22 protein-coding genes are annotated in these 23,302 nt (G+C 72.7%); 9 read left to right on the plus strand and 13 right to left on the minus strand.

The annotated features are described in order from the left end of the window. Nucleotides 1–134 precede the first annotated feature (134 nt). Nucleotides 135–1,685 (plus strand): alpha/beta hydrolase, encoded by a 1,551-nt coding sequence (locus IE136_RS13965; protein ID WP_189600484.1) that lies wholly within the window; start codon nt 135–137, stop codon nt 1,683–1,685. Between the two features lie 77 nt (nt 1,686–1,762). Here IE136_RS13965 and moeZ read toward each other — a convergent pair whose 3' ends face one another. The 7 genes from moeZ to IE136_RS14000 form a co-directional block, all read right to left on the minus strand. Continuing rightward, nucleotides 1,763–2,941, minus strand: a complete 1,179-nt coding sequence (gene moeZ / locus IE136_RS13970) for an adenylyltransferase/sulfurtransferase MoeZ (protein ID WP_189600485.1) — start codon at nt 2,939–2,941, stop codon at nt 1,763–1,765. Between the two features lie 63 nt (nt 2,942–3,004). Continuing rightward, complete coding sequence (locus tag IE136_RS13975) at nt 3,005–3,748, minus strand: spherulation-specific family 4 protein (protein WP_158990193.1); 744 nt, start codon at nt 3,746–3,748, stop codon at nt 3,005–3,007. Then, a complete protein-coding gene (locus tag IE136_RS13980) occupies nt 3,736–4,695 on the minus strand; it encodes an NAD-dependent epimerase/dehydratase family protein (RefSeq protein WP_158990191.1) in 960 nt (319 codons plus the stop codon). The genes IE136_RS13975 and IE136_RS13980 overlap by 13 nt, the downstream gene beginning before the upstream one ends. A 126-nt stretch (nt 4,696–4,821) precedes the next feature. Further along, a complete protein-coding gene (locus tag IE136_RS13985) occupies nt 4,822–6,084 on the minus strand; it encodes a hypothetical protein (protein ID WP_229818834.1) in 1,263 nt (420 codons plus the stop codon). Nucleotides 6,085–6,097: 13 nt separating this feature from the next. Next, nucleotides 6,098–7,714 (minus strand): DUF3492 domain-containing protein, encoded by a 1,617-nt coding sequence (locus tag IE136_RS13990; protein ID WP_189600595.1) that lies wholly within the window; start codon nt 7,712–7,714, stop codon nt 6,098–6,100. 261 nt (nt 7,715–7,975) lie between these two features. Further along, entirely contained in the window at nt 7,976–9,238 is a 1,263-nt protein-coding gene (locus IE136_RS13995) for a DUF3152 domain-containing protein (protein ID WP_158990187.1), read from the minus strand. An 8-nt stretch (nt 9,239–9,246) separates the two neighbouring features. Further along, nucleotides 9,247–10,272 (minus strand): alpha/beta fold hydrolase, encoded by a 1,026-nt coding sequence (locus IE136_RS14000; RefSeq protein ID WP_189600486.1) that lies wholly within the window; start codon nt 10,270–10,272, stop codon nt 9,247–9,249. Nucleotides 10,273–10,407: 135 nt separating this feature from the next. Between IE136_RS14000 and IE136_RS14005 the strand changes: the two genes are divergently transcribed. The 4 genes from IE136_RS14005 to IE136_RS14020 all read left to right on the plus strand — a co-directional run bounded on the left by IE136_RS14005 (nt 10,408) and on the right by IE136_RS14020 (nt 12,262). Next, the gene (locus IE136_RS14005) at nt 10,408–10,623 is read left to right on the plus strand and encodes an Rv3202a family protein (protein ID WP_158994669.1); all 216 of its coding nucleotides are present in this window, start codon (nt 10,408–10,410) and stop codon (nt 10,621–10,623) included. A 147-nt stretch (nt 10,624–10,770) separates the two neighbouring features. After that, entirely contained in the window at nt 10,771–11,430 is a 660-nt protein-coding gene (locus IE136_RS14010) for a TetR/AcrR family transcriptional regulator (RefSeq protein WP_158990183.1), read from the plus strand. A 157-nt stretch (nt 11,431–11,587) separates the two neighbouring features. Further along, a complete protein-coding gene (locus tag IE136_RS14015) occupies nt 11,588–11,815 on the plus strand; it encodes a DUF3107 domain-containing protein (protein WP_162467838.1) in 228 nt (75 codons plus the stop codon). A 177-nt stretch (nt 11,816–11,992) separates the two neighbouring features. Beyond that, nucleotides 11,993–12,262, plus strand: coding sequence for a hypothetical protein (locus IE136_RS14020; protein WP_158990179.1), 270 nt, complete (start codon nt 11,993–11,995; stop codon nt 12,260–12,262). 117 nt (nt 12,263–12,379) lie between these two features. Here IE136_RS14020 and IE136_RS14025 read toward each other — a convergent pair whose 3' ends face one another. Beyond that, nucleotides 12,380–13,114 carry a ferritin-like fold-containing protein gene (locus IE136_RS14025; protein ID WP_158990177.1) on the minus strand — a complete coding sequence of 245 codons (735 nt, stop codon included), beginning with the start codon at nt 13,112–13,114 and terminating at the stop codon, nt 12,380–12,382. A gap of 486 nt (nt 13,115–13,600) precedes the next feature. On the opposite strand from IE136_RS14025, the gene IE136_RS14030 reads away from it, so the two are divergent. Continuing rightward, nucleotides 13,601–15,745, plus strand: a complete 2,145-nt coding sequence (locus IE136_RS14030) for a DEAD/DEAH box helicase (protein ID WP_189600487.1) — start codon at nt 13,601–13,603, stop codon at nt 15,743–15,745. 96 nt (nt 15,746–15,841) lie between these two features. After that, nucleotides 15,842–16,699, plus strand: coding sequence for an alpha/beta fold hydrolase (locus IE136_RS14035; protein WP_158990172.1), 858 nt, complete (start codon nt 15,842–15,844; stop codon nt 16,697–16,699). A 64-nt stretch (nt 16,700–16,763) separates the two neighbouring features. Here the strand turns inward: IE136_RS14035 and IE136_RS14040 are convergent, their stop codons facing one another. Continuing rightward, the gene (locus tag IE136_RS14040; RefSeq protein ID WP_189600488.1) at nt 16,764–17,693 is read right to left on the minus strand and encodes an NYN domain-containing protein; all 930 of its coding nucleotides are present in this window, start codon (nt 17,691–17,693) and stop codon (nt 16,764–16,766) included. A gap of 175 nt (nt 17,694–17,868) precedes the next feature. On the opposite strand from IE136_RS14040, the gene IE136_RS14045 reads away from it, so the two are divergent. After that, the gene (locus IE136_RS14045) at nt 17,869–18,021 is read left to right on the plus strand and encodes a DUF8834 family protein (RefSeq protein ID WP_158990168.1); all 153 of its coding nucleotides are present in this window, start codon (nt 17,869–17,871) and stop codon (nt 18,019–18,021) included. 97 nt (nt 18,022–18,118) lie between these two features. Here the strand turns inward: IE136_RS14045 and IE136_RS14050 are convergent, their stop codons facing one another. The 4 genes from IE136_RS14050 to IE136_RS14065 form a co-directional block, all read right to left on the minus strand. Continuing rightward, nucleotides 18,119–18,724 (minus strand): MarC family protein, encoded by a 606-nt coding sequence (locus tag IE136_RS14050; RefSeq protein ID WP_158990166.1) that lies wholly within the window; start codon nt 18,722–18,724, stop codon nt 18,119–18,121. 661 nt (nt 18,725–19,385) lie between these two features. After that, nucleotides 19,386–20,246 carry a PHP domain-containing protein gene (locus tag IE136_RS14055; protein ID WP_158990164.1) on the minus strand — a complete coding sequence of 287 codons (861 nt, stop codon included), beginning with the start codon at nt 20,244–20,246 and terminating at the stop codon, nt 19,386–19,388. Nucleotides 20,247–20,361: 115 nt separating this feature from the next. Next, nucleotides 20,362–21,000, minus strand: coding sequence for a DUF6758 family protein (locus IE136_RS14060; protein WP_158990162.1), 639 nt, complete (start codon nt 20,998–21,000; stop codon nt 20,362–20,364). 144 nt (nt 21,001–21,144) lie between these two features. After that, nucleotides 21,145–21,729: a suppressor of fused domain protein gene (locus IE136_RS14065; RefSeq protein ID WP_189600489.1), complete on the minus strand. Its 585-nt coding sequence runs from the start codon at nt 21,727–21,729 to the stop codon at nt 21,145–21,147. Between the two features lie 421 nt (nt 21,730–22,150). Here IE136_RS14065 and IE136_RS14070 point away from each other — a divergent pair, with 421 nt between their 5' ends. Next, nucleotides 22,151–23,278, plus strand: coding sequence for a magnesium and cobalt transport protein CorA (locus tag IE136_RS14070; RefSeq protein WP_158990158.1), 1,128 nt, complete (start codon nt 22,151–22,153; stop codon nt 23,276–23,278). Nucleotides 23,279–23,302: the final 24 nt, after the last annotated feature.

The raw sequence follows: 23,302 nt of genomic DNA on the forward strand, positions 1-23,302 counted from the left end.
CCGCCCTCGTACCGGGCGTACTCGGGTGATCCCGGCAACGCGGCGAGCGTGCGTGCCAGGCGTCGCGGGCCAGGCGGGACTTCACGGGCACGGCCTAGGATGGCGGTTTTCCGGTCCGGATCAACGGGGGTCGTATGTCCATACCGCGCTTGTCCCTGCGGATACCGGCGGCCGCCCTCGCGGTCACCGGTCTCCTGCTCACCGGCTGCACCGGCGCCGCCGACGCCGACCGCCCGACGCGCGCCTCCGACGCCGCCGAACCTCCGACCGGCAAGGACGGCGCCACCGGACTCCCCGCCTCCCTGACCTCCCAGCGGCTCGACTGGAAGCCGTGCGAGGCCCCCGCGGGCGGCGAGAAGCCAGGCTCCGCCTGGCGCTGCGCGAGCGTGAACGTCCCGCTCGACTACGCCCGGCCCTCCGGCGAGACCGTCCCGATCGCGCTCATCCGCAAGGAGGCCCGGGACAAGGGCGAGCGGATCGGCTCGCTGCTCTTCAACTTCGGCGGCCCCGGCGGCTCCGGTGTCGACATCCTCCCGCGGGCGGCCCAGGAGTACGGGACGCTGAACCGGCGTTACGACCTCGTGGGCTTCGACCCGCGGGGCGTCGGGCGGAGCGCCGGTGTCGTCTGCCGGGACGACCGGGAGCAGGCCGCCGCCGAGCGGACGGACCTCACGCCCGACACGGCGGCCGAGGAGGCCGCGTTCTTCCAGGACGGCGCCGCCTTCGGCGCCGGTTGCGCCCGCCGCTCCGGCAAGCTCATCCCGCACACCACGACGAGCAACACCGCCCGGGACCTGGATCTGGTCCGGCACGTTCTCGGCGACGCGAAGCTGAACTACTTCGGGATCTCCTACGGGACGCAGCTGGGCGCCGCCTACGCGCACCTCTTCCCCCGGAACGTCGGCCGGACCGTCCTCGACGCGGTCGTCGACCCGACCGCCGACACCACCGGCCACGCGCGCAACCAGACGATCGGTTTCCAGCGGGCGCTGGACAACTACCTGAAGAGCACCGGTGCGGACCCGAAGGCGGGAACGGCCCGGATCGTCCGTCTGCTGGAGCGGCTGGACCGCGATCCGCTGCCCGTCGGCGACCGCCGGCTCACCGACGGCCTGGCGCTCACCGGCATCGCGGTCACGCTGTACTCGCAGAGCGGCTGGCCGATGCTGACCTCGGCCCTGGCGCGGGCCGAGAACGGCGACGGTACGGAGCTGCTGGCCCTCGCCGATTCGTACAACGACCGGGAGCCGAACGGGCACTACGGCACCCAGTCGCACTCCCAGCGGGCGATCTCCTGTGCCGATTCCAGCGAGCGGCCGACGCTCGCGCGGGCGAAAGCGCTGCTGCCCGAGTTCCGCCGGCTCTCCCCGGTCTTCGGCGCGTTCCTGGTCTGGGACACGGCCGGCTGGTGCGCCGACTGGCCGGTGAAGGGGGAGCGCGCCGATCCGGACGCGAGCGCGCCCGGCGCGGGCCCGATCCTCGTCGTGGGGACGACCGGTGACCCGGCGACCCCGTACGAGGGGGCCGAGAAGATGGCCGAGGAGCTCGGGAAGGGGGTCGGCGTGCTGGTCACCAACAAGGGCGAGGGGCACGGCGCGTACGGGTCGGGGGCCTGCGTGACGGGGACGGTCGACCGCTATCTGCTGGACGGCGAGGTCCCGGCGTACGGCACGACCTGTTCGTAGCGAGGCATGCGGAAGGGCCCGGACCTGTCCTCAGGTCCGGGCCCTTCTCGCGTCCAGGGCGGTCCAGCCCTACGGGGCTAGTAGACGGGCTTCTCGGGCTCGATCTGGTGGACCCAGCCGATCACGCCGCCGCCGACGTGCACCGCGTCCGCGAAGCCCGCGGACTTCAGCACCGCGAGGACTTCCGCACTGCGGACACCCGTCTTGCAGTGCAGGACGATCCGCTTGTCCTGCGGGAGGTCCTGGAGGGCGGTGCCCATCAGGAACTCGTTCTTCGGGATCAGGCGGGCGCCGGGGATCGAGACGATCTCGTACTCGTTGATCTCGCGGACGTCGATGATGTCGATGTTCTCGCCCTCGTCGATCCACTCCTTGAGCTGCTTGGGAGTGATCGTCGAGCCGAGCGCCGCCTCCTGGGCCTCCTCGGACACGACGCCGCAGAAGGCCTCGTAGTCGATGAGCTCGGTGACGGTCGGGTTCTCGCCGCAGACCGCGCAGTTCGGGTCCTTGCGGACCTTCACCTGGCGGTACTGCATCTCCAGGGCGTCGTAGATCATCAGCCGGCCGACGAGCGGGTCGCCGACACCGGCGAGGACCTTGATCGCCTCGGTCACCTGGATGGAGCCGATGGACGCGCAGAGCACGCCGAGGACGCCGCCCTCGGCGCAGGACGGGACCATGCCCGGCGGCGGGGGCTCCGGGTAGAGGCAGCGGTAGCAGGGGCCGTACTCGGACCAGAAGACGGAGGCCTGGCCGTCGAAGCGGTAGATCGAGCCCCAGACGTACGGCTTGTTCAGCAGCACGCACGCGTCGTTCACGAGGTAGCGCGTGGCGAAGTTGTCGGTGCCGTCGACGATCAGGTCGTACTGGCTGAAGATGTCCATCACGTTCTCGGCCTCGAGCCGCTCTTCGTGGAGGATCACGTTCACGTACGGGTTGATGCCGAGGACCGAGTCCTTCGCGGACTCGGCCTTGGAGCGGCCGATGTCCGCCTGGCTGTGGATGATCTGGCGCTGCAGGTTCGACTCGTCGACCTCGTCGAACTCCACGATGCCGAGCGTGCCCACACCGGCCGCGGCCAGGTACATCAGGGCCGGCGAGCCGAGGCCGCCGGCGCCGACACACAGCACCTTGGCGTTCTTCAGCCGCTTCTGGCCGTCCATCCCGACATCAGGGATGATCAGGTGGCGGGAGTACCTGCGGACCTCGTCTACGGTGAGCTCGGCAGCCGGCTCGACCAGGGGTGGCAGCGACACGGGGGCTCCGTTGGTCGGTATGTCAGTACGGTTGTTCTCCCCGTAACACTGCCACGGCCCTTCTCATTCCGAGACACCCGGTCCAATGCGCGAGACGATTTCGTCCCAGTAGCCGGGCAGGGTTTGAAATGGGTTGTTCTGTCCGGTGCGGTCTCCGCGGTCCGTGAAGAAGATCGTCCCCGCTCCTTGCCAGCGGGCGATCCGCATCGCCTCGTCGAGATGGCTGCGCGGCACCCCGTGGACGAGGTGCGCGAACTTCTCCGACGGGTACTCCGCGGTCCACTCGGCCACCTGCGACCAGCGGTAGTCCGTCCAGGGGCCGGAGAAGGTGACCAGCTGGTCGGCCGTCTCGGCGTAGCCCGGGTACGGGTGCGTGCCGTGGCCCAGGACGAGGTGGGCCTCGCCGTCGAGCACGGACTCCAGGGTGGCCGCGACGCGCCGCACCTCGGGCAGGTCCGCCCGGTCCGTGGGACAGCGGTCCAGATAGAAGCCTTCGACCTTGTACCAGTCGAGGAACCGGTGGGCGTCCGAGACGATCTCGCCGAAGGCACGTGAGCCGTGGCACAGGTCCAGGTGCCCGAGGACCTTCACCCCCGCGTTCCGGAGCCTTCCGGCCGCTTCCAGACAGTGCGGGTCGGGGCGGGTGCCGGGGCCGTCGGCGACGTTGAGGACCGCCCAGTGCAGAGGGGTGCCGGGGCGGGTCAGCTCGGCCCATTCGACGGGGGCGAGCAGCGGGTGGGCGTACCCGGGGACGCCCACCCCCATCTCCTGGACGGCCCCGGTCGTGCTCGTGGTCAGATGCGGCATGCCGCCTCCATCCAGATGTCGGCGAGGGACTCCTCGAGGTTGATCCGGGGCCGCCAGCCGAGCCGGTCGCGGGCGGTGCGGACGTCCGCCTGCTGCCAGCTGCCGCAGCCGTCGGGGTACGGGTAGGGCGCGGCGGCCAGCTGTTCGGCGATGCTCTCGGAGCGCGGGGCGCCGATGACGGGCCGCTGGGGCGGTCCGTCGAGCTCGTGCAGGGTCCCGGCGTATCCGGCGACCCTGGCCAGGACGGCGGCGGCGTCGCGCAGCCGCACGGCTCGTCCGGTGCCGATGTTGACGACACCCTGGGCGGCCGAGAGCGAGGCCGCGTGGACGGCGCGGGCGACGTCCCGTACGTCGACGAAGTCACGCTGCACGCCGAGGCCGCTGAGCTTCAGCTCGCCGTCGCCGGCCTGCATGGCGCGGCGCATGGCCTCGGCGAGGCGGCCGAGCGGGGAGCCGGCCGGGGTGCCCGGACCGACGGGTGAGAACACCCGGAGCACGACGGCGTCGAGGCCGGATCCGAGGACCAGCTCGGTCGCGGCGAGCTTGGACACCCCGTAGGGGCCGCCGGGGCGGGGGACGGCGTCCTCGGCGGTGGAGGAGCCGGGCTGGGAAGGCCCGTACTCGGACGCGCAGCCGACCTGGACCAGCCGGGCTCCGCAGCCGCTGCGGCGCAGGGCCTCGCAGACGGTGGCGACGGCCACGGTGTTGTGCCGGGTCAGCTCCCGGGCACCGCCCCGGGTGGCGCCGGCGCAGTTGACGACGACCCCGGGGTGGACGGCGTCCAGGAAGCGGGTCAGCGCGCCGGGGCTTCCGCCGGCGAGGTCGAACCGTACGTCGGCGTCGTCGCCGCGCCCGAGGGCGGTGAGGTGCACCGCCGGGTCGGCGAGCAGCCGGTCGGCGACGAAGCGGCCGATGAATCCGTTGGCTCCGAGCAGCAGCACCCTCATCGTGCGGCCCCTTCGCGCCGACCGGCCGTTGCTGGGGGTAGGGAGGTCATGTCTCTTTCGTCTCCTTGGAATGGGTCGAGCGCGGTGGGCGTGCCCGCGGCGTCGGCTCCGCGGGTCCGCCGGGCTTCAGGGGGCGGCGTGGGCCGAGGCCCGGGAGAGGGCGGCGGTGGCGTGGGCCAGCAGGCCGACGGCCGCCGCCCCGCAGGCGAGGGTGGGTACGGCGCCGGTGCCCCAGTTGTCGACGAGGGCGTGGACCGGTACGGCGAGGAGGTCGCAGCCGGGGAGCCGGGCGGCCAGGACCGCCGCCAGGGCGAGGGCCTCGGCCGCGCAGGCGGCGGCGAGTCCGGCGGCGGCGGTGTCGGGGGATCCGTGGACGGTGAGGAGCCGGGCGAGCAGGAGCAGGCCGCCGAGGGCCAGTGCGCCGGGGGTGAACCCGGTCAGGCTGAGCAGGCCGGCGAGGGCGGCCAGATGGAGCGCCGCGGTCGCGAGGAGCAGGGGCCGGGTGCCCGCGGCGAAGTCGTCGAGGCCCCGGCTCGCGGCGAGCCTGCGGCGGGCCCGGGAGGCGAACAGGTGGGCACACCAGGCGGCGGGGGCGACGGCGAGAGCCAGGCCGAGGAGGGGCATCGGGGTGATGTCCCAGGGCTCGTCGGGCCCGCCGGTCATCGTCTCGGCGAGAAGACCGTCCCCGCCGACCGCGTACGCGAGGAGCCAGAGGGTCCAGACGTGGGCGGCGGGGACGGTGCGGCCGGCCGCGCGCAGGGGGCCGCGCCGGACGGCGACGGCGAGCGCGAGGGCCAGGCCGAGGACCCCGGCCGCGCCGACGGCGAGGCGCACGGGTCCTTCGGTGAGCGCGAGTCCGGCGACGGCGAGGGCGGCGACGGCCCCGGGCGCCAGGGCGGACAGCGTCCACCCCGCCCACCCGGCGCGAGGGCCTTCCTCGCCCGAGGGGCGCGCGGGCGCCCGGTCGCCGCGCGGCACGCGCGCGTAGAGCTCGTCGGCGAGCGAGAAGACGTCCCGGTGCCGGAACCGCGCCGCGGTCCGGTCGGTGACGCCGTGCGCTTCGAGACCGGCCGCGATCTCCAGCGGATCGACGGCCCGTTCACACAGGTCCCGGTGCCGGTGCATGAGCGCCTTGACGGGGTCGGCGGTACCCCGCCGCCCCGCCGTCGCGGCGGCATCCGCTCCGCCCTCGGCCCGCGCCGTGGCGGTCGCGGTCGGGGTCGCCGGCCGGGTCGCGGGGTCGGTGGCGCGCCAGGTGACGGGCCATGCGGCGAGGTTCGGCGAGGAGGTCGGCTGCGGCGCCTCGGTCGTCAGCGCCGGCGTCTTCAGCAGAGCCTCGGAGTGGGAGTCCCAGGGGCCGGGGCTCGTGGGGGCGGCGGGGCCGCGCATGGGGGTTCCTCCTTCAGGCATCGGCGTCTCCCGCTCCGGCGGTCACCGGCCGGTCCGCCCAGCTGCCGGGGACGTACGCCTCCGCCGGGCGGGCGAAGGGGACGCCCTCGGCGGCGGGGCGCCGCACCGGCGAGTGGGAGAGGAGCTCCAGGTAAATGCCGCGAAATGCCGCCAGGTTCTGCTCGACGGTGAAGAGTTCGAGTGCGCGGGCGCGCGCCGCGGCGCCCAGCCGGTAGCGGCGCTCCGGGTCGCGCAACAGCGCGAGGCACGCGTCGGCGAGCGCCCGTGGGTTGCGCGGGGGGACGACGAGCCCGGTGCCGCCGATGACCTCGACCACCGCGCCGACGTCCGTCGAGACGGTCGCCCGGGCGCAGAACATCGCCTCGACGAGAGTGATCGGGAAGCCCTCGACGACACTGGAGAGGACGACGACCGCGCCGGACGCGTACGCCTCGGCGAGTGTCGGCGCCTCCGGTCCGCCGATCTCCTCGAAGGTGACCGGGTTCTCCCCGACCGCGTGCGCGCCGGGGGCCTCGTCGGGGAAGAGCTGGGCCGCGAGCGCCCGGCAGTGCGCGAGATACGCCTCCGCGCCCGGCTCGCGCACCGGCGCGGCGATGACCCGCAGCCGGACCTCGGGCTGGGCCTTGCGGATCTCCGCGAAGGCGTGGAGCAGCGCGATCAGGTCCTTGGCGGGCTCGACGCGGCCGACCCAGACGAGGGTGGCCGGGTCGCCGCTCTCCTCGTCCTCGCCGACCTCGGTGAACCGCTCGGACTCCATGCCGGGGTAGACCGTGCGCAGCTTGGCCCGGTCGGCGCCGCACCTCTCCTGCCAGCGGCGGGCGTGGGTGTTGCCGGGGGTGAGGAGTGCGGCCTGCCGGTAGATCTCTCCGGCGAGCCGGCCGTGGAAGGCGGCGAGCAGGGCGCGTACGGGGTCGGAGTCGGGCGCCTCGGTGGCGGCGAGGTAGTGCGCGCGCAGCTGGACGCCGTACTCGGTGACCAGCAGCGGGGTTCCGAAGAAGCGTTTGGCCAACAGGCCGGGCAGGGCCGCGGATCCGCCCGACGCGGCGTGGCAGAGGTCGACGGCGGCGAGCCCGTCCTCGCCGTACCAGTCGAGCGAGAGCGGGCGCAGGGCGCGCTCGAGGCGGTCGACGAAGGTGAGGTAGTCCGGGACGGTGGCGGCGGCCGCGCCCCGGCGTGCGCCGGGGGCGCGGCAGGCGGACTCCAGGGTACGGACGGCGAGTTCGGACCGGAGCGCGGCGTGGAGCCCGCCTCGCTCACGGGCGAGTTCGGCCAGTCCGTAAAGCCCTTCGCCGAAGAGGTCCGCCGTCTCCCCGCCCCCGCCCTCCGCGCACATGCCCGTCACCAGTTCGCGGAAGTGGCCGGCGAAGTGCCGCCGTTCGCGCCTTCCGTAGGTACGGCCGTCGTCCTCGGGGGCCCAGAGCGGGGCGGTGCGTACGCGCCGGACGTGCCGGGGCAGGTCGACCCGGCCGCCCTCCTCCTGGCGTGCGCTGAGGCTGAGGGCGTACAGCTCGAACTCGTGCGCCGTGAGCCCGCGTACGAGCCGGTCGCACCAGATGGACTCACCCGTCGCGTACGGGTAACCACCCTCGGTGAGCAGTCCGATCCGCATGAGCACACCCCCGATCTCCCTCGGTGCGCGGTCGCCGTGGCCCGGCGACTCGCAGCGGGAAGAACGTAAGCGGATATACGGGTGGCGCGATGGACGGTTGTCCGTCGCACCACCGGAAGGGGTGAATGCACGTAACTTTCCCGCCGCGGTAGCGTTCCGTCGCGGTACGGGGTGTTTCACCTACGGAGCGTGAGGCTGCGGCCAGCCCCTGGGGCCGCCCCCGGCGGAGCCGCCGGTGCCCCGGGGGGCGCCCTGCGGCCCTCAACGACCCGGGTTGACCCAGGGGTTGGGCCGGCACTTGATGCCGTCGACGTCCAGCGACTTGGTCTGCTGCTGCATGACCGGGGCCAGGGCGCCCGGCGTACGGCAGCTCACATGGCTGTGTCCGAGCCGGTGCCCGACCTCGTGGTTGATGAGCATCTGGCGATAGGCGAGCATCGCCGCGTCGCCGAAGGTCTCCGAGCCCTGCGCCCAGCGGTAGGCGTTGATCATCACCCGGGGGGTGGCGGCGGAGTCGCAGGAGACGTTGTCGATGGTGGTGTCCAGGCCCGACTTGGCGCACCAGACGCCGGTGGTGACGGGGCTGGCGAGCGTGATCACGAACTCCGGCTCGCCGCTGGAGATCCGCTCGAAGGTCATCGCGCCCTTGCCGGCCCAGCTCCGCTCGTCGTTCAGGGTCTGCTGCACGGCCCGCGCGAAGAGCTGCGGGTCGAGGCCGAGCCCCTTCTCCACGTCGACCCGGTAGCGGATCTTGCGTCCCTTGCCCGGTGCCTTGTCGAGTCCGGCCACGGCCTCGAACTCGCCGGACCCCTTCAGCCCGGGGTCGATCGGGAACTGGCGGGTCATCAACTGCTCGTACGTGGGCAGGACCACGGGCGCGGCGAGCGGGGGCTGCGAGGGGGTGAGCCGTTCGTCGGAGCGCGAGGCGGTGCCGTCGCCCACTGCTCGCTCGGCGGGGCCCGCGGCCGTGCGGGCGAGGGGGGCGGCGGAGTCTCCCTCGGCCACCTGGCCCGCCACGACGACGGCGAGAACGGTGGTGACGGCGGCGGCCGCGATGCCGGTGAAGGTGCGCCCCTTGCCGGGGGTCCTGGCCGGCGGCTCCTCGGGGAGCTCCTCCGGGACGACACTCTCGCGCCGGGGGGCGGGGATGAACGGGGTTCGTTGGGGGGCGGGCGCGGCTCCGCGGGCCGCGCCCCGCCGGTCGCCGTACCGCTCGGAGCGGGGGGTGTCCTCGGCGTGCTCGGGGTGCCCGCCCCGTACGGACGCGTCAGCGGGCGGGGAGTACACCGGCGTGCCGTGCATCGGCGTGTCCCAGACCGGGCGCCCGGCCCCACGCCCGTACACGTCGGCTTCCGTGTTCGCGTCGACGGCGTTCGCACGCGGATACGCGTCCCGTGCCGGGTAGGCGTCCTCGTCCGGCGTCCGCCTGCGCCGCCCCGTCCCGGCACCGGCTCCCTGCCGCCGCCCCGTCTCGACGGGGGCGGCGGGCACGGGCGCGGGGCCCTTCCGACTATGTCGTCCCACGCCCCTGATCAGCTCCCGCCACTGTCGCCGCTGTTGTCGCCGCTGTTCTCGTCGCCGCCGCCGCTCCCGGCGCCGGCACCACTGTCCTCGATCAGCTCCCGGATGGCCTGCGCGACCGTCTCCGGGTACTCCATCATCGCCACATGCCCGGCGTCCGGGAGCGTCAGGAGCCGCGAACCGCGGAACGCGGCGGCCGCCTTGCGCGCCATCCGGAAGGAAACGAGCTGGTCACGACCGCCGTAGACAAGCAGCGTCGGCGCGAGCACCCGTTCCGCCTGCCGCCACAGGCCGTGTTGACCGCCGAGCGTGTACGCGTCGACGATGCCGCGCGAGGAGCGGGCCATGGCGTCCCAGAAGTACGGGAGTTCCAGGCGCCGCTCCATCTCCTCCACAGCGTGCCGGAAACCCTCGTCCGTGACCCGCCCGGGGTCTCCGTAACAGAGGGTCATGACCCCCCGGACGCGCTGCTCCGGCGTCCAGTCCCTGGTGAGCCTGGAGAAGAGCGAGGAGACACCCGGCAGGGCGAGCAGCGCGGTCGGCCAGGCGTTGCGCTGGGCGCGAAGCTCGGGCAGGGCCGGCGAGACCAGGGTCAGGGTACGGACCAGGTCGGGGCGGACGGCGGCGACACGGGTGGCGATGGCGCCGCCGAGCGAGTTGCCGATCAGATGGACCGGTCCCCGTCCGCCGGAGTCGAGCAGCCGGATGACGGCGCGGGCGTGTCCGGTGACCGAGTAGTTGCTGTCGTCGGGCGGCGGGGAGTCGCCGAAGCCGGGGAGGTCGACCGCCTCGCCGTCGACGTGGTCCGCGAGCAGCGGCATGAGCGCCGACCAGTTCTGCGAGGAGCCGGCGAGCCCGTGGACGTAGAGCGCGGGCGGGAGGCCCGGCCGGTTGCCCGGGCGGGCGCGCACGGTGAGCGTGAGACCGGGGAGCGCGACGGAGCGCAACTCCTCGCCGTCGGCGACCCGTACGGCGCGGGTCCGCGACGGGAGTGGTGCGGCGGCGGTCCGGGTTTCCGGAGGCTCGGTCGACGACATGGCCGCAATATTACGAGACGATCACGCGGGGGCGGGTGTGTGTGGCGTCACAGGTTCGGGTGCGCCCTGCCAGGTGTGCTCCTACGCTCGTAGGAGAGGGTCATGGGAGAGGAACGCATGCCGGAGAGGAACCGCATGACTGTCGATCCGAACGAGCCGGACACGTTCGCCGAGGAAGAGGCCGTAGTGCTCGACGAGGAGATTCCCGAGGCCGACGCGGCCGAGCAGCACACCGAAGTCCAGCAGCGTGAGGACGAGGCACCGACCCACCTGGAACAGGAGTCGGCGAACGAGGCCGACGCCTCCGAACAGGCACGCGTGGTCACCCTTGACGAAGACGACTATCGCTGATTTGTTCTGTTTAACGTTGAATCGCCGATCGCCCCGGGCGTCCGGTCCGTGAAATTCTGCGTCCGCACGGCGCACAGCCGGGTTACCCAAAAGTACGATGGCGGGCGCGGCGCCACAGCGCGCATGGATCGATTCTTGGGAGGCGGCGTGACAGCCATCGAGCAGACAGAGGCAGCACGCCCTCGGGGCACGCGCCTGCCGCGCCGAGCCCGACGGAACCAGCTTCTGGGCGCGGCCCAGGAGGTGTTCGTCGCACAGGGGTACCACTCCGCCGCGATGGACGACATCGCCGAACGGGCGGGCGTCAGCAAGCCGGTGCTGTACCAGCACTTCCCGGGCAAGCTGGAGCTCTACCTGGCACTCCTCGACCAGCACTGCGAGGCGCTCCTCCAAGCCGTACGCACCGCGCTGGCCTCGACCACGGACAACAAGCTCCGGGTCGAGGCGACGATGGACGCGTACTTCGCGTACGTGGAGGACGAGGGCGGCGCGTTCCGTCTCGTCTTCGAGTCCGACCTGACCAACGAGCCGGCGGTGCGGGAGCGCGTCGACCGGGTCAGCCTGCAGTGCGCCGAGGCGATCTCCGACGTGATCGCCGAGGACACGGGGCTGTCCAAGGACGAGTCGATGCTGCTCGCCGTGGGCCTCGGCGGTGTCTCGCAGGTCGTGGCACGCTACTGGCTCTCCAGCGAGTCCGCCATCCCGCGCGACAAGGCGGTGGCGCTGCTGACCTCGCTGGCGTGGCGCGGTATCGCGGGCTTCCCGCTGCACCCCGCGGAGGGACAGCTGAGCGCCGAGGGGCACTGACCTCCGGCCAGCCGCGACCCGGCTCCGGCCGGCTCCGGGCGCGGTGTTCGCTCCTGGCGTTCGGCCGCTGCGCCGTGCGTGTCCCCTCACCGGGCTAATGTGTGCAGCGTACGGCGCGGAGGACCGCGCAACGCTGACCGTTCGGAGGGACATAGCCGTGGAGGTCAAGATCGGCGTGCAGCACGCACCCCGGGAGATCGTTCTGGAGAGCGGGCTGTCCGCCGAGGAGGTCGAGCGCGCGGTGGCCGACGCGCTGGCCGGCAAGGCGCAGCTGCTCAGCCTCACGGACGAGAAGGGCCGCAAGGTCTTGATCCCGGCCGAGAGAATCGCGTACGTGGAGATCGGCGAGCCGGCGGTTCGCCGGGTCGGTTTCGGCGCGCTCTGAGACGTACGCACCGTCCATCCGGGGGAAGGCCCGGCGGATCCGATCCGCCGGGCCTTCCGCCTTTCCCGGGGCGTCGGCCCTGGTGAGGGCGGCGGAAGAGGATTGCGCTCGGGACGGCACGGGTAAGACGGCCTACGACCGAATTGCCCGCCCCGCCCCCGCACGCGAGGTGATCCCGTGTTCCTGGAAGCCCTCGGCTCCGCCCTGCTCGGACTCGCCCTGGCCTGGGCGGCCGTGCACCGGCTGCCCGACCGTCTTCCCGCACGTGGGGTCGTCCTCACCACGGGGTCGCTCGGTGCCGTCTTCGGCGCCCTGGTGACGCACGGGGCCCTGGGTCCCGGTCATGCCCTGGCCACGCTGACCGGCGCTCTCGCGATCGCGGCCGTCCTGCTCTCGCTGCTGCTGCGCCCGGCCTCACGCCGGCTGCGCAGATCAGCGGCGGTGTGACAGACACCGCCGCCGAAGCCGAAGTCGCAGCCGCCGCAGTCGGGACGGCTGAAGGCGCCCGGCGGGGCGCTCGAAGCACGTGGGCGTCGCCCCTCGCGCCGGTCGCGCCCCCGCCCGCTACGCCGCGAGGCCGAGTGCCGCCATGCGCTTGGTGTGGGCCTCGGTGATGCGGGAGAACATGCGGCCGACCTCCGCGAGGTCGAAGCCGTCCGCCACGCCGCCGACCAGCATGGTGGAGAGGGCGTCGCGCTCGGCGACCACGCGCTGCGCCTGGGAGAGCGCCTCGCCCATCAGCCGGCGCGCCCACAGCGCGAGCCGCCCGCCGACGCGCGGGTCGGCGTCGATCGCGGCGCGGACCTTCTCCACGGCGAAGTTGCCGTGACCCGTGTCGTCGAGCACCGAGAGCACGAGGCCACGGGTGTCGGAGTCGAGGCGGGCCGCGACCTCGCGGTAGAAGTCGCTGGCGATCGAGTCGCCCACGTAGGCCTTGACCAGGCCCTCCAGCCAGTCCGAGGGCGCGGTCTGGCGGTGGAAGTCGTCCAGCGCCTTGGCGAACGGCTCCATCGCGGCCGTCGGCTCGGCGTCCACGGCGGTCAGCCGGTCGCGCAGCTGCTCGAAGTGGTGGAACTCGGCGGAGGCCATCTTCGCCAGCTCCGCCTTGTCCGCGAGGGTCGGGGCGAGCTTGGCGTCCTCGGCGAGCCGCTCGAAGGCCGCCAGCTCGCCGTAGGCCAGCGCGCCGAGCAGGTCGACGACCGCGGCGCGGTACTGGGGCTCGGCGGATGCCGTGGCCCAGTCCTGGGCGGCGATCCCGGTGGGCTCTTCGGCTGCTGTGGCGTTGTCAGGCGTCTCCATGAAGCGCACAATAGCCCGCTCCCCGACCCGCCGAAGGCCCTGGTCAGTCACTGTGACCGCGCCCTCATCACGAATTCTCCCAACACACATGCGCGAATCCGGGGTACAGTGATAAAGCGCCTGCTGAGTATGCGGACATGCTTTCGCACGTTCGGACGTACCCGGTGGGCCATCTCATGAATGAGGATGCCCGGTCGGTGGCCCGACTGGCTCCGACCCGACAGCCCTCCCCGCGTACCCGCAGGAGGGTCCCTCAAGCGGTATGACGCTCGAGCGACGGCAGTGGTCCCGTGCCACCCCGGTGGAGATCTCCAAGATCCGGCCGGAAGTGATCCGGCACGGTACGACCCCCTTCGTTCGCCTCAGGCCGCGTCTCACAGAAGAGGCAGCACCCTGACTACGACTTTCCGAGAGCTCGGAATCCTTCCCGAGACGGCCGAGGCGCTCGAAGCCGTCGGCATCATCACCCCCTTCCCCATCCAGGAGATGACCCTTCCGGTCGCGCTCTCCGGATCCGACGTCATCGGCCAGGCTAAGACCGGCACCGGCAAGACGCTCGGCTTCGGTCTGCCGCTCCTGGAGCGTGTGACCGTCCCCGCGGACGTCGAGGCCGGCCGGGCCAGGCCCGAGCAGCTGACCGACGCCCCGCAGGCGCTCGTCGTCGTCCCGACCCGCGAGCTCTGCACGCAGGTCACGAACGACCTCCTCACCGCCGGCAAGGTCCGTAACGTCCGTGTCCTCGCCATCTACGGCGGCCGGGCGTACGAGCCCCAGGTCGAAGCGCTCAAGAAGGGCGTCGACGTGATCGTCGGCACCCCGGGCCGCCTGCTCGACCTGGCCGGCCAGCGCAAGCTCGACCTGTCGCACGTCAAGTCCCTGGTCCTCGACGAGGCGGACGAGATGCTCGACCTGGGCTTCCTGCCCGACGTCGAGAAGATCATCAACATGCTTCCGGCGAAGCGTCAGACCATGCTGTTCTCGGCGACCATGCCGGGCGCGGTCATCGGCCTGGCCCGCCGCTACATGTCGCAGCCGACGCACATCAGCGCCACCTCCCCGGACGACGCGGGCGCGACGGTCGCGAACACCACCCAGCGCGTCTACCGCGCGCACTCCATGGACAAGCCCGAGCTGGTCTCGCGCATCCTCCAGGCCAACGGCCGCGGGCTCGCAATGATCTTCTGCCGTACGAAGCGCACGGCGGCCGACATCGCCGAGCAGCTGGAGCGGCGCGGCTTCGCGTCCGGCGCGGTCCACGGCGACCTCGGCCAGGGCGCCCGCGAGCAGGCGCTGCGCGCGTTCCGCAACGGCAAGGTCGACGTGCTCGTCTGCACCGACGTCGCCGCCCGCGGCATCGACGTCGAGGGCGTCACGCACGTCATCAACTACCAGACGCCGGAGGACGAGAAGACCTTCCTCCACCGCGTGGGCCGCACCGGCCGCGCGGGGGCGAAGGGTACGGCGGTCACGCTGGTCGACTGGGACGACATCCCGCGCTGGCAGCTGATCAACAAGGCGCTGGGCCTGGACTTCCACGACCCGGTCGAGACCTACTCCACGTCCCCGCACCTCTTCGAGGAGCTGGACATCCCCGCCGCCACCAAGGGCATCCTCCCCCGCGGCGAGCGGACCCGTGCGGGTCTGGGCGCCGAGGAGCTGGAGGACCTGGGCGAGCCGGGCGGTCGTGGCCGCAAGAAGGCAGCCCCGGCGGTCGAGGAGCGCCCGGAGCGTACCCGCACGCCGCGCCAGCGTCGCCGTACGCGTGGCGGGAGCACGCCGGAGGAGGGCCTCGCCACCCCGGCCGCGGCCCCGGTCGCGGACGCTCCGCCGGCGGAGGACGCCTCCGCCGAGCCGCGCACGCCGCGTCGCCGTCGCCGTACCCGTACGGGTGGAGGCGCGTCGAGCGCCCCGGTCCAGGAGGCGTCCGCCGCCCCGGCCGTGGAGGCTCCGGTCGCGGCTCCCGCTCCCGTCGTGGCCAAGGCTCCGGTCGTGGCCAAGGCTCCGGCCCCGCGCGCGGCTTCCGCCCCGGCTCCGGCCGCGGTGGCTCCCGTGGCCGAGGAGGCCAGGCCGCGCCGCCGCCGTGCCCGGGTCGCCCGTCCCGAGGAGACCGTGACCTTCCAGACGGTGGAGACGGCGGCCGCCGCCGCTGCCGCAGCCGCCGCCGCGAGGGTCGCACCCGCCGAGACCGTCGAGACGACGGTCGAGGAGCCCAAGAAGGCGCCTCGCCGCCGCACGGCGAAGAAGGCCGTCGCCGAGGTCCCGGAGGCCGCCGAGGCGGCCGTCGTGACCGCCGAGGCGCCGGCCGCGGAGACCGTCGAGGCCGCGCCGAAGGTGCCCCGTCGCCGCACGGCCAAGAAGGCCGTCGCCACCGAGACCCCGGCCGCCGAGACCGTCGCGGCCCCGGCCGACGAGGCGACCGAGGAGGCCCCCAAGGCTCCCCGCCGCCGCACGGCCAAGAAGGCCGTCGCCGCCGAGGCCCCCGACGCCTCGGAGCCGAAGGCGGCCCCGCGCCGCCGGACGACGAAGAAGGCCGCAGCCGCTCCGGCGGAGACCGTCGAGGCGACCGAGGCCCCCAAGGTCCCGCGCCGCCGGACGACGAAGAAGGCCGCGGCCGCCCAGCCCGAGAGCTGACGCGCCACCGCATCGTCCACAGCGGCCCGGTCCCTCCCCAGGGGCCGGGCCGCTGTCTCGTTCGACCGCCCCTGAACAGCGGTTACAGTCCCTTCTATGAGCAAGCCCCGGTCCCTGGCGCTGCCGCCCCGCACCCGTGCCTACCGGCTCGTGACCGCCCGCGGCGGCTTCGCCGTACTGGACACCGCACCCGAGGGGGAGCACCGCGGCACGGTGCTGCTGCTGCCCGGCTACACGGGCAGCAAGGAGGACTTCCTCGCTCTGCTCGGACCGCTGAGCGACGCCGGGTACCGCGCGGTCGCCGTCGACGGCCGGGGCCAGCACGAGACCTTCGGGCCGCGGCACCGGACCGCGTACAGCCGGCGGGCGCTCGCGCTCGACGCGGTCGCCCAGGCGGCCGCGCTCGGAGACGGCCCGGTGCATCTGCTGGGGCACTCCTTCGGCGGTCTCGTGGCGCGCTCGGCGGCCTGGACGGCGCCGGACGCGTTCCGCTCGCTGACGCTGCTCTCGTCCGGTCCCGGCCGCGTGGCCCGGCCGCAGCGCATCCGGGTCCGGATGCTGAGGGGCGCACTCGCGCTGCTGCCCAAGGAACGGGTGTGGCGGGCCACGCGGTGGCTCGACAGCCGCGGCGAGGAGCCGGACGTGACGGACCCGCCGGAGATCGTGTCCTTCCTGCGGCGCCGCTGGATGCTCACCCGGATCGTCCAACTCTCGTCGGCCGGACGCCTGTTGCGCCGCGACCGGGACGGCACGGCCCAGCTCGCCCAGCTGACGGTGCCGCTGCACATCGCGTACGGCGACGGCGAGATGGTCTGGCCGGTGGCGGGCCTCGCCGCCGTGGCGCTGCGGACCGGAGCGCACCACACCGTGGTCGTGGGCGCGGGCCACTCCCCCAACGTGTCCCACCCCCGGGAACTGGCCGACCGGCTGACCGCGTTCTGGGAGCGCTGCTAGGGGAGACCCCCCTTGGCAGCGGTCCGGAACGGCCGGGTGGGGTGGCCGGCTGGGTGGAATGCCCTCAGTACTGGGCCTGGAGGTGCTGCCAGAAGCCGTCGCGCAGGGATCTGCGGAGCGTGGCGTGCCCGCGCAGGGAGCGGCTGAGGAGTTTCTCCGCCTCGATCAGGAGGTCCTGGTCGACGGGTCCCGGCAGGTACGGGTGCCCGGGGAGCAGCTCGGCCATCGCGTCGCGACCGCGCTCGGCCAGCCAGGTCGCGGCGATCTGGGCGCCGATGAAGCGGACCTCTTCGCGCGAGGGCGGGGGCTCGCCCTCGTTCTCGTACGTCGTCACGGGCCGCCGGGTGACGTACGGACGGCAGAAGTCGAGGTCGAAGGTGCGTGAGCTGTCTACCTCCCAGAGCAGCGGCTCCGCCTGGTTGCGGCCCTCGGCGGCCTCGATGCCCCAGAGGTGGACGCGGGCGCCGTAGCCCTGCGCCGCCTCGACGGCCGAGACGAGGTCCTCGTCGCCACCGACGAGGGCGGCGTCGCTGATGGCGCGGTGCCGGGCCAGGGACTCCAGATCCGTGCGGATGAGGGAGTCGACGCCCTTCTGCTGGTTGTTGGAGTTGAGGTTGCCGAGGCGCACCTTGACGTCGGGCAGCTCGGCGATCGACTGCTGTTCCGGGGTGTGGATCCGGCGTCGTGCGCCGTCGTACCAGTACACGCGCAGCAGCCGGCTGTCCGCGAAGATCGTGCGGGCCATGTCGATGAAGGCCTCGATGATCCCCTCGGCGTCGAGGTCGAACGAGCGCCGGTCCTCGGTGCCCGCAACCAGCAACCCGGCCGCAGCATAGACGTAACCCGCGTCGACGAAGATGGCGTGGGTAGAAGGGGTCTTGGCCACTTCGGCCAGCATGCGCTGGAGGAGCTCATTGGTGCGCTCCAGGCGGGAGCCGAGCTCGTGGACCTGGTCACGCCCGGACGGCGTCTGAGGGATCTCTGCGTCGTTCATACGGGGCTCATTCTGCGCTGGGCGGGGCCTCCTGGCCAACGTCCTCTACCGGGTAGTAGTTAGGCATCCAAAAAATTTCCTTAGCGTAGGGAATGTTTGCAGAACGCGTACCGTTGGACCACTACGTATCGCAGTTCTCCACCAGGAGGATCAACTCAGACGAAGGGAGAAGCCCATGCGCTTCGAAATCCTGCGACTCGACGACATCGACGGCACGCCCGTCGACCGAACCGTCGTGGACGCCTCCTCCGTCAACCGGATCGTGCAGCAGGCCGCTTCGATCGGCCAGCGCATCTGGATCCGCCCGGCCGAGACCTCGGCCTCGTAACGCCGTAAAGGCACCGACGCAGACACCGCGCCCCCGCATGGACTCCGTGAACCGGAATCCGTACGGGGGCGCAGTGGTGTTGTCGTCCGGCGAGGGCTCAGGCGCCCTGGATGACCTGGGTCACGCCGTTGATGATCTGTTGCACGGCGATGGCCGACAGCATCATGCCGGCGAGGCGGGTCACCAGCACGACACCGCCGTCCTTGATCACGCGGATGATCAGCAGCGAGTAGCGCATGGTCAGCCAGAGCACGACGTGCATGGCGACGATCGCGGCCCAGACGGAGATCTGCGCCCCGGCGCCGTCGGCGTGCTGCACGGCCAGGATCACGGAGACGATCGCACCCGGCCCGGCGAGCAGCGGCATGCCGAGGGGGACGAGGGCGACGTTGACGTCCTTGGTCTGCTTGGGCTCGTCGGTCTTGCCGGTGAGCAGGTCGAGCGCGATGAGCAGCAGGAGCAGGCCGCCCGCGATCATCAGCGCGGGGACGGAGACGTGGAGATAGGCGAGGATCTGCTGCCCGAGGATGCCGAAGACGGTGATGACACCGAAGGCCACGGCGACGGCCTGCCAGGCCATCCGGCGCTGGACCTTGACGGGCCGCCCGGAGGTGAGGGCGAGGAAGATCGGAGTGATCCCGGGCGGATCCATGATCACGAAGAGGGTCAGAAACAGCGAGCCGAAGACGGCGACGTCGAACACGGTGAGCCTTGCTTGCGGGAGAGGGCCGAACGGAGGGGTGCGGGGCTGCGGGCCCCGTGGAGGGGGAGGAGGAGCGGGGAAGGACGGGCGGGCGACGCAACGGCGACGGCCGCACGGACGGTGTGCGCGGCGTGACCGCACGGGCGTCCCCGGGTGAGGGGGGCGCCCACGCGGGCGTCCCGCCCGTCAGGGCGGAGCGGTGACCACACCGGGGTCCCGGCCGTCCCCGCCGTCAGCCGGAGCCTGGCCGCACGGGCGTCCCGGGCCCCGGACGCCGGACGCGGCCGGTCCGTCACGGCCGGGTGCGGCCGACGTTCGCGCCCGGGCCTCCGGGAGGGAACCCGGCCGGACGCGGCGGCGCCGAGACGCTCGCGCGGAACGGCACCACGACGCACACCGGTGGGTGGACTCAGGAAGCCGTACGCGGCGGGCCGTCGGCCCCCTCGGGGACCATGGTCCCCGAGGGCCGCCCGGTGGACGCGGCCTAGGTCGGGTCCGGAAAGTAGCGCCGTCTGCCCGCAGGGCAGGGCCCGCGGCGTCTGGCGGGTGCGATCGCAAGGCGGAGGATCACCCTCGTACTGGGCGTACTCGGGTGATCCCGACAACGCGGCGAGCGCGCGTGCCAGGCGCCGCGGGCCAGGCGGGACTTCACGGACCCGGCCTAGGCGGGTCCGCCCGTGCCGGGCACCGGGAAGGCGCCCGTGGCGCGGCGGGTGATCTCGCCGTAGATCTCGGGGTCTGTGGTGAAGTCGCCGAGACGGCAGGTCTTGCGGCTCCCGTGGTAGTCGCTGGAGCCCGTGGGCAGCAACCCCAGCTCCTTCGCCAGCCCTCGCAGCCGCGCCCGGGTCGCCTCGTCGTGGTCCATGTGGTCGACCTCGATGCCGTCGAGGCCGGCCGCCGCGAGCCGGGCTATCGCGGCCTCGGGCACGACCTCGCCGCGCTTGACGGCGAGCGGGTGCGCGAAGACGGTGACGCCGCCGGCCGCCTTGACCAGACGGATCGCGTCGAAAGGGTCCAGTTCGTGCTTGGCCACGTACGCCCGGCCGCCGTCGGCGAGCCACTGCGAGGTGAAGGCGCCGGACACGTCCGGTACGACTCCGAGCTCGACCAGCGCCTCCGCGACGTGCGGGCGTCCGACCGAACCGTCCCCGGCGATCCGGGCGACCTGCTCCCAGGTGACCGGAACGCCGAGCTCCCGGAGCTTGCGGACCATCGCCTGGGCACGCGGCACGCGGTCGTCCCTGACCAGCTCGCGCTCGGCGGCCAGGTCGGGCTCGTCCGGGTCGAAGAGGTACGCGAGCATGTGCAGGCCGACCCCGTCGATCCGGCAGGAGAGCTCGGCCCCGGTGACGAGGGTCAGCCCCTCGGGGAGTGCCGCGATCGCCTGGGCGTACCCGCGCGTCGTGTCGTGGTCGGTGAGGGCGACGACGTCGAGGCCGGCCGCGGCGGCGTTGCGGACCAGCTCGGCGGGGGTGTCCGTACCGTCCGAGGCGGTGGAGTGGGTGTGCAGGTCGATGCGCACGACGCGGTACTCCAGAGGCTCGGGGCGGACGAAGAGGACGCTTCAGCATAACGGGCGAATCGAACAGCCCGGGCCCTGGGCCACGCCCCCGGGCCCTGCCCCCCGCCCGCTGCCGTCAGCTCAGCAGACGCGGCGTCAGCGCCCCGCAGGGCAGGAGTTCGACCTCCGCGCCGGCGTCCCGCAGATCGGTCAGCACCAGCTCGTCGTACATCAGCAGCCCGGACTGCTCCGGCCACACGATCGCCCACAGCCACAGCCCGCGCGCCTCCCCGGCGAAGACGGCGCGGTCGTGCGGCGAGCCGTTGACGTGCCACAGCGGGGTGGGGCGTCCGGCTGCGAGCACCTTGGTCTGGGCGGGCTTGTCGATGGACATGCCGGGTCCGGGGTCGGGGCCGTCGATACCGGCGTACCGGGCGCCGAGCCCGACGCCGAGCTCCTCGGCGACGAGCAGCAGCTCCCCGATGCCCCCGAGCGGCCCGGGTCCGGAGCAGGCGACGGCCGTCGCGCGTCCGCCGCTGCGGTCGTCACCGGCGTACGCGACCCCGGTGAAGAGCCATCCGACGGGCAGGGGCCACGGCATCCACACCGGCACCTCGGCCCGGTGCACCACGACACCGAGGGCCTCGACACTGGGCGGGATCACGGGTTGCAGCGGGTGCACCGAGCCATGCACGTCGCACTGCCAGGAGTCGGCAAAAAGACCGGGCGCCCTGACCCGGCCACCGCACTTCGGGCAACTGGGTTCGCCCCTCATAGACCCCAACGGTCCTACCCCACCGGCCCCGCGTCAAGGACGATCACCCGTCCGGACCGACCAGTTCACCCTGCGCAGTAGGTGCAGAGCGCATCTATGAGGGCCCCTAACTCACGGATCCCCAGCGGAGGGACCGGACCGGCGTCAGTCCAGCCGTACGGACCGACGCAGCGGATCGCGCAGGTCGGTACCGCTCGTCAGCCAGCGCTCCTCCAGGGCCTGCGCCCCGTGGACCCGCTTCCAGGCGGCCTCGTTCGAGGTCATCGGCAACAGCGGCAGGAAGCGCACCGGATCCATCGGCTCGTCCAGCTCCAGGTCCTCCACCAGACCGCCCGGCTCGGCGACGAGCACCGAGGTGAACGGGGCCCCGGGCCAGAGGGGTTCGCCCACGTCGAGCGAGGCGCCGGAGGCCACCACCACGCCCTCGACCTGCGGGGTCGAGGCGAGCACGGCGAGCGGGCGAAGCACCTTGTCGGTGTCGGCCACCCCGGCCCGTACCGAGAGCAGCAGCTCCGCGCGGGGGCCCTTCACCGGGTCGGCGAGCGCCGCCGTCGGGTCGGCCATCGGGTGCGCGGACATGCCGAGCGTCGCATACCTGACCACATCGCCGTCGATGAAGCGGAGTACCTCGATCCGGTCCGTACCGAGGAACGTCACCGCGGCCCGCGCGTCCGGTTCACCGAGCGCGGTACGCAACCGGGCCTCGACCAGAGCAAGAACTTCTCCCATGCGGTGAGCATAAAGCGCGTGGGCAACGGGCAAAGGAAGGGATTGACCTCAGTCGGCTGATAGTCTTGGCCGCTGGTCGGGACTCCCGACTACTCGTCATCCCCCACGGGGGACCGGCTGGAGGAGGTGGGGCTGCGTGGATCGAAGTCGATCGGGCAGTACCAACCGCTCTTCCGCCCCGCACCCGAGCCCGGTGCGTTCCTCCCGGTGATCTGAGACCTTCCCCATCCGGTCCCGTCATCCGGCATCTCGCACGACGGAAGAGCACTTCGTCTTTGCCTGTCTGTAGCGAACGCCGTCACCGCGAACTCGCGGTGCCGCCCGCTTTGCGGACGTAGGACCATCAGGACGCCCGGTCCACGCCCCCATTCCGGGCTGTGCCACGCATCGCCGGCGGCTTCTCCGTGAAGGAGCATGCCAAGTGTCGATGATCCGTGACCTGCGCGCCGCGGTCCGCCCGTCCCTGCGGCCCTCCCTGCGCAAGACCCCCACCGTCTACACCGCGTACGACCCGACCCGCGACCCCTCCGCCTCCAGTGCCGTCGTCGACTGCGCCGTCTACCGCGACGGCCGCCGCGTGGACGACCGCGACTGCCTGACTCCGCGCGGCGCGATGCAGCAGGTGCGGGAGAGCGGCGGCTTCGCCTGGATCGGTCTGCACGAGCCGACCGAAGCCGAATTCGCCGGTATCGCCGCCGAGTTCGGGCTCCACCCGCTCGCCGTCGAGGACGCCGTCCACGCCCACCAGCGGCCCAAGCTGGAGCGGTACGACGACACCCTCTTCACCGTCTTCAAGACGATCCACTACGTCGAGCACGCCGCGCTCACCGCCACCAGCGAGGTCGTCGAGACCGGCGAGGTCATGTGCTTCACCGGCCCGGACTTCGTCATCACCGTCCGGCACGGCGGGCAGGGCTCGCTCCGCAACCTCCGCCACCGCCTCCAGGGCGAACCCGAGCTCCTGAGCAAAGGCCCGTCCGCGGTCCTGCACGCCATCGCCGACCATGTCGTCGACGGGTACATCGCGGTCGCCGACGCCGTCGAACTCGACATCGACCAGATCGAGATCGACGTCTTCTCGCCGCCCGCCAAGGGCTCCACCCGTGGTGCCGACACCGGCCGGATCTACCAGCTCAAGCGCGAGGTACTGGAGTTCAAGCGGGCGGTCACACCGTTGCTGCGTCCGATGCAGCTGCTGAGCGAGCGTCCGATGCGACTGGTCGACCCGGACATCCAGAAGTACTTCCGTGACGTCGCCGACCACCTCGCGCGCGTGCAGGAGCAGGTCGTCGGCTTCGACGAGCTGCTCAACTCGATCCTCCAGGCCAACCTGGCGCAGGCGACCGTGGCGCAGAACGAGGACATGCGCAAGATCACCTCGTGGGCGGCGATCGTGGCCGTCCCGACGGCGGTCTGCGGCGTGTACGGCATGAACTTCGACCACATGCCGGAGCTGCACTGGCGGTACGGCTACCCGATGGTGCTGCTCGGCATCACGGCGATCTGTTTCACCATCCACCGCACCCTGAAGCGGAACGGCTGGCTGTAGGCGGCCTCGCGGGGGCGGCGGATA

Origin of the sequence: Streptomyces lateritius, assembly GCF_014649715.1 — a bacterium.
GTDB classification, from domain to species: Bacteria; Actinomycetota; Actinomycetes; order Streptomycetales; family Streptomycetaceae; genus Streptomyces; species Streptomyces lateritius.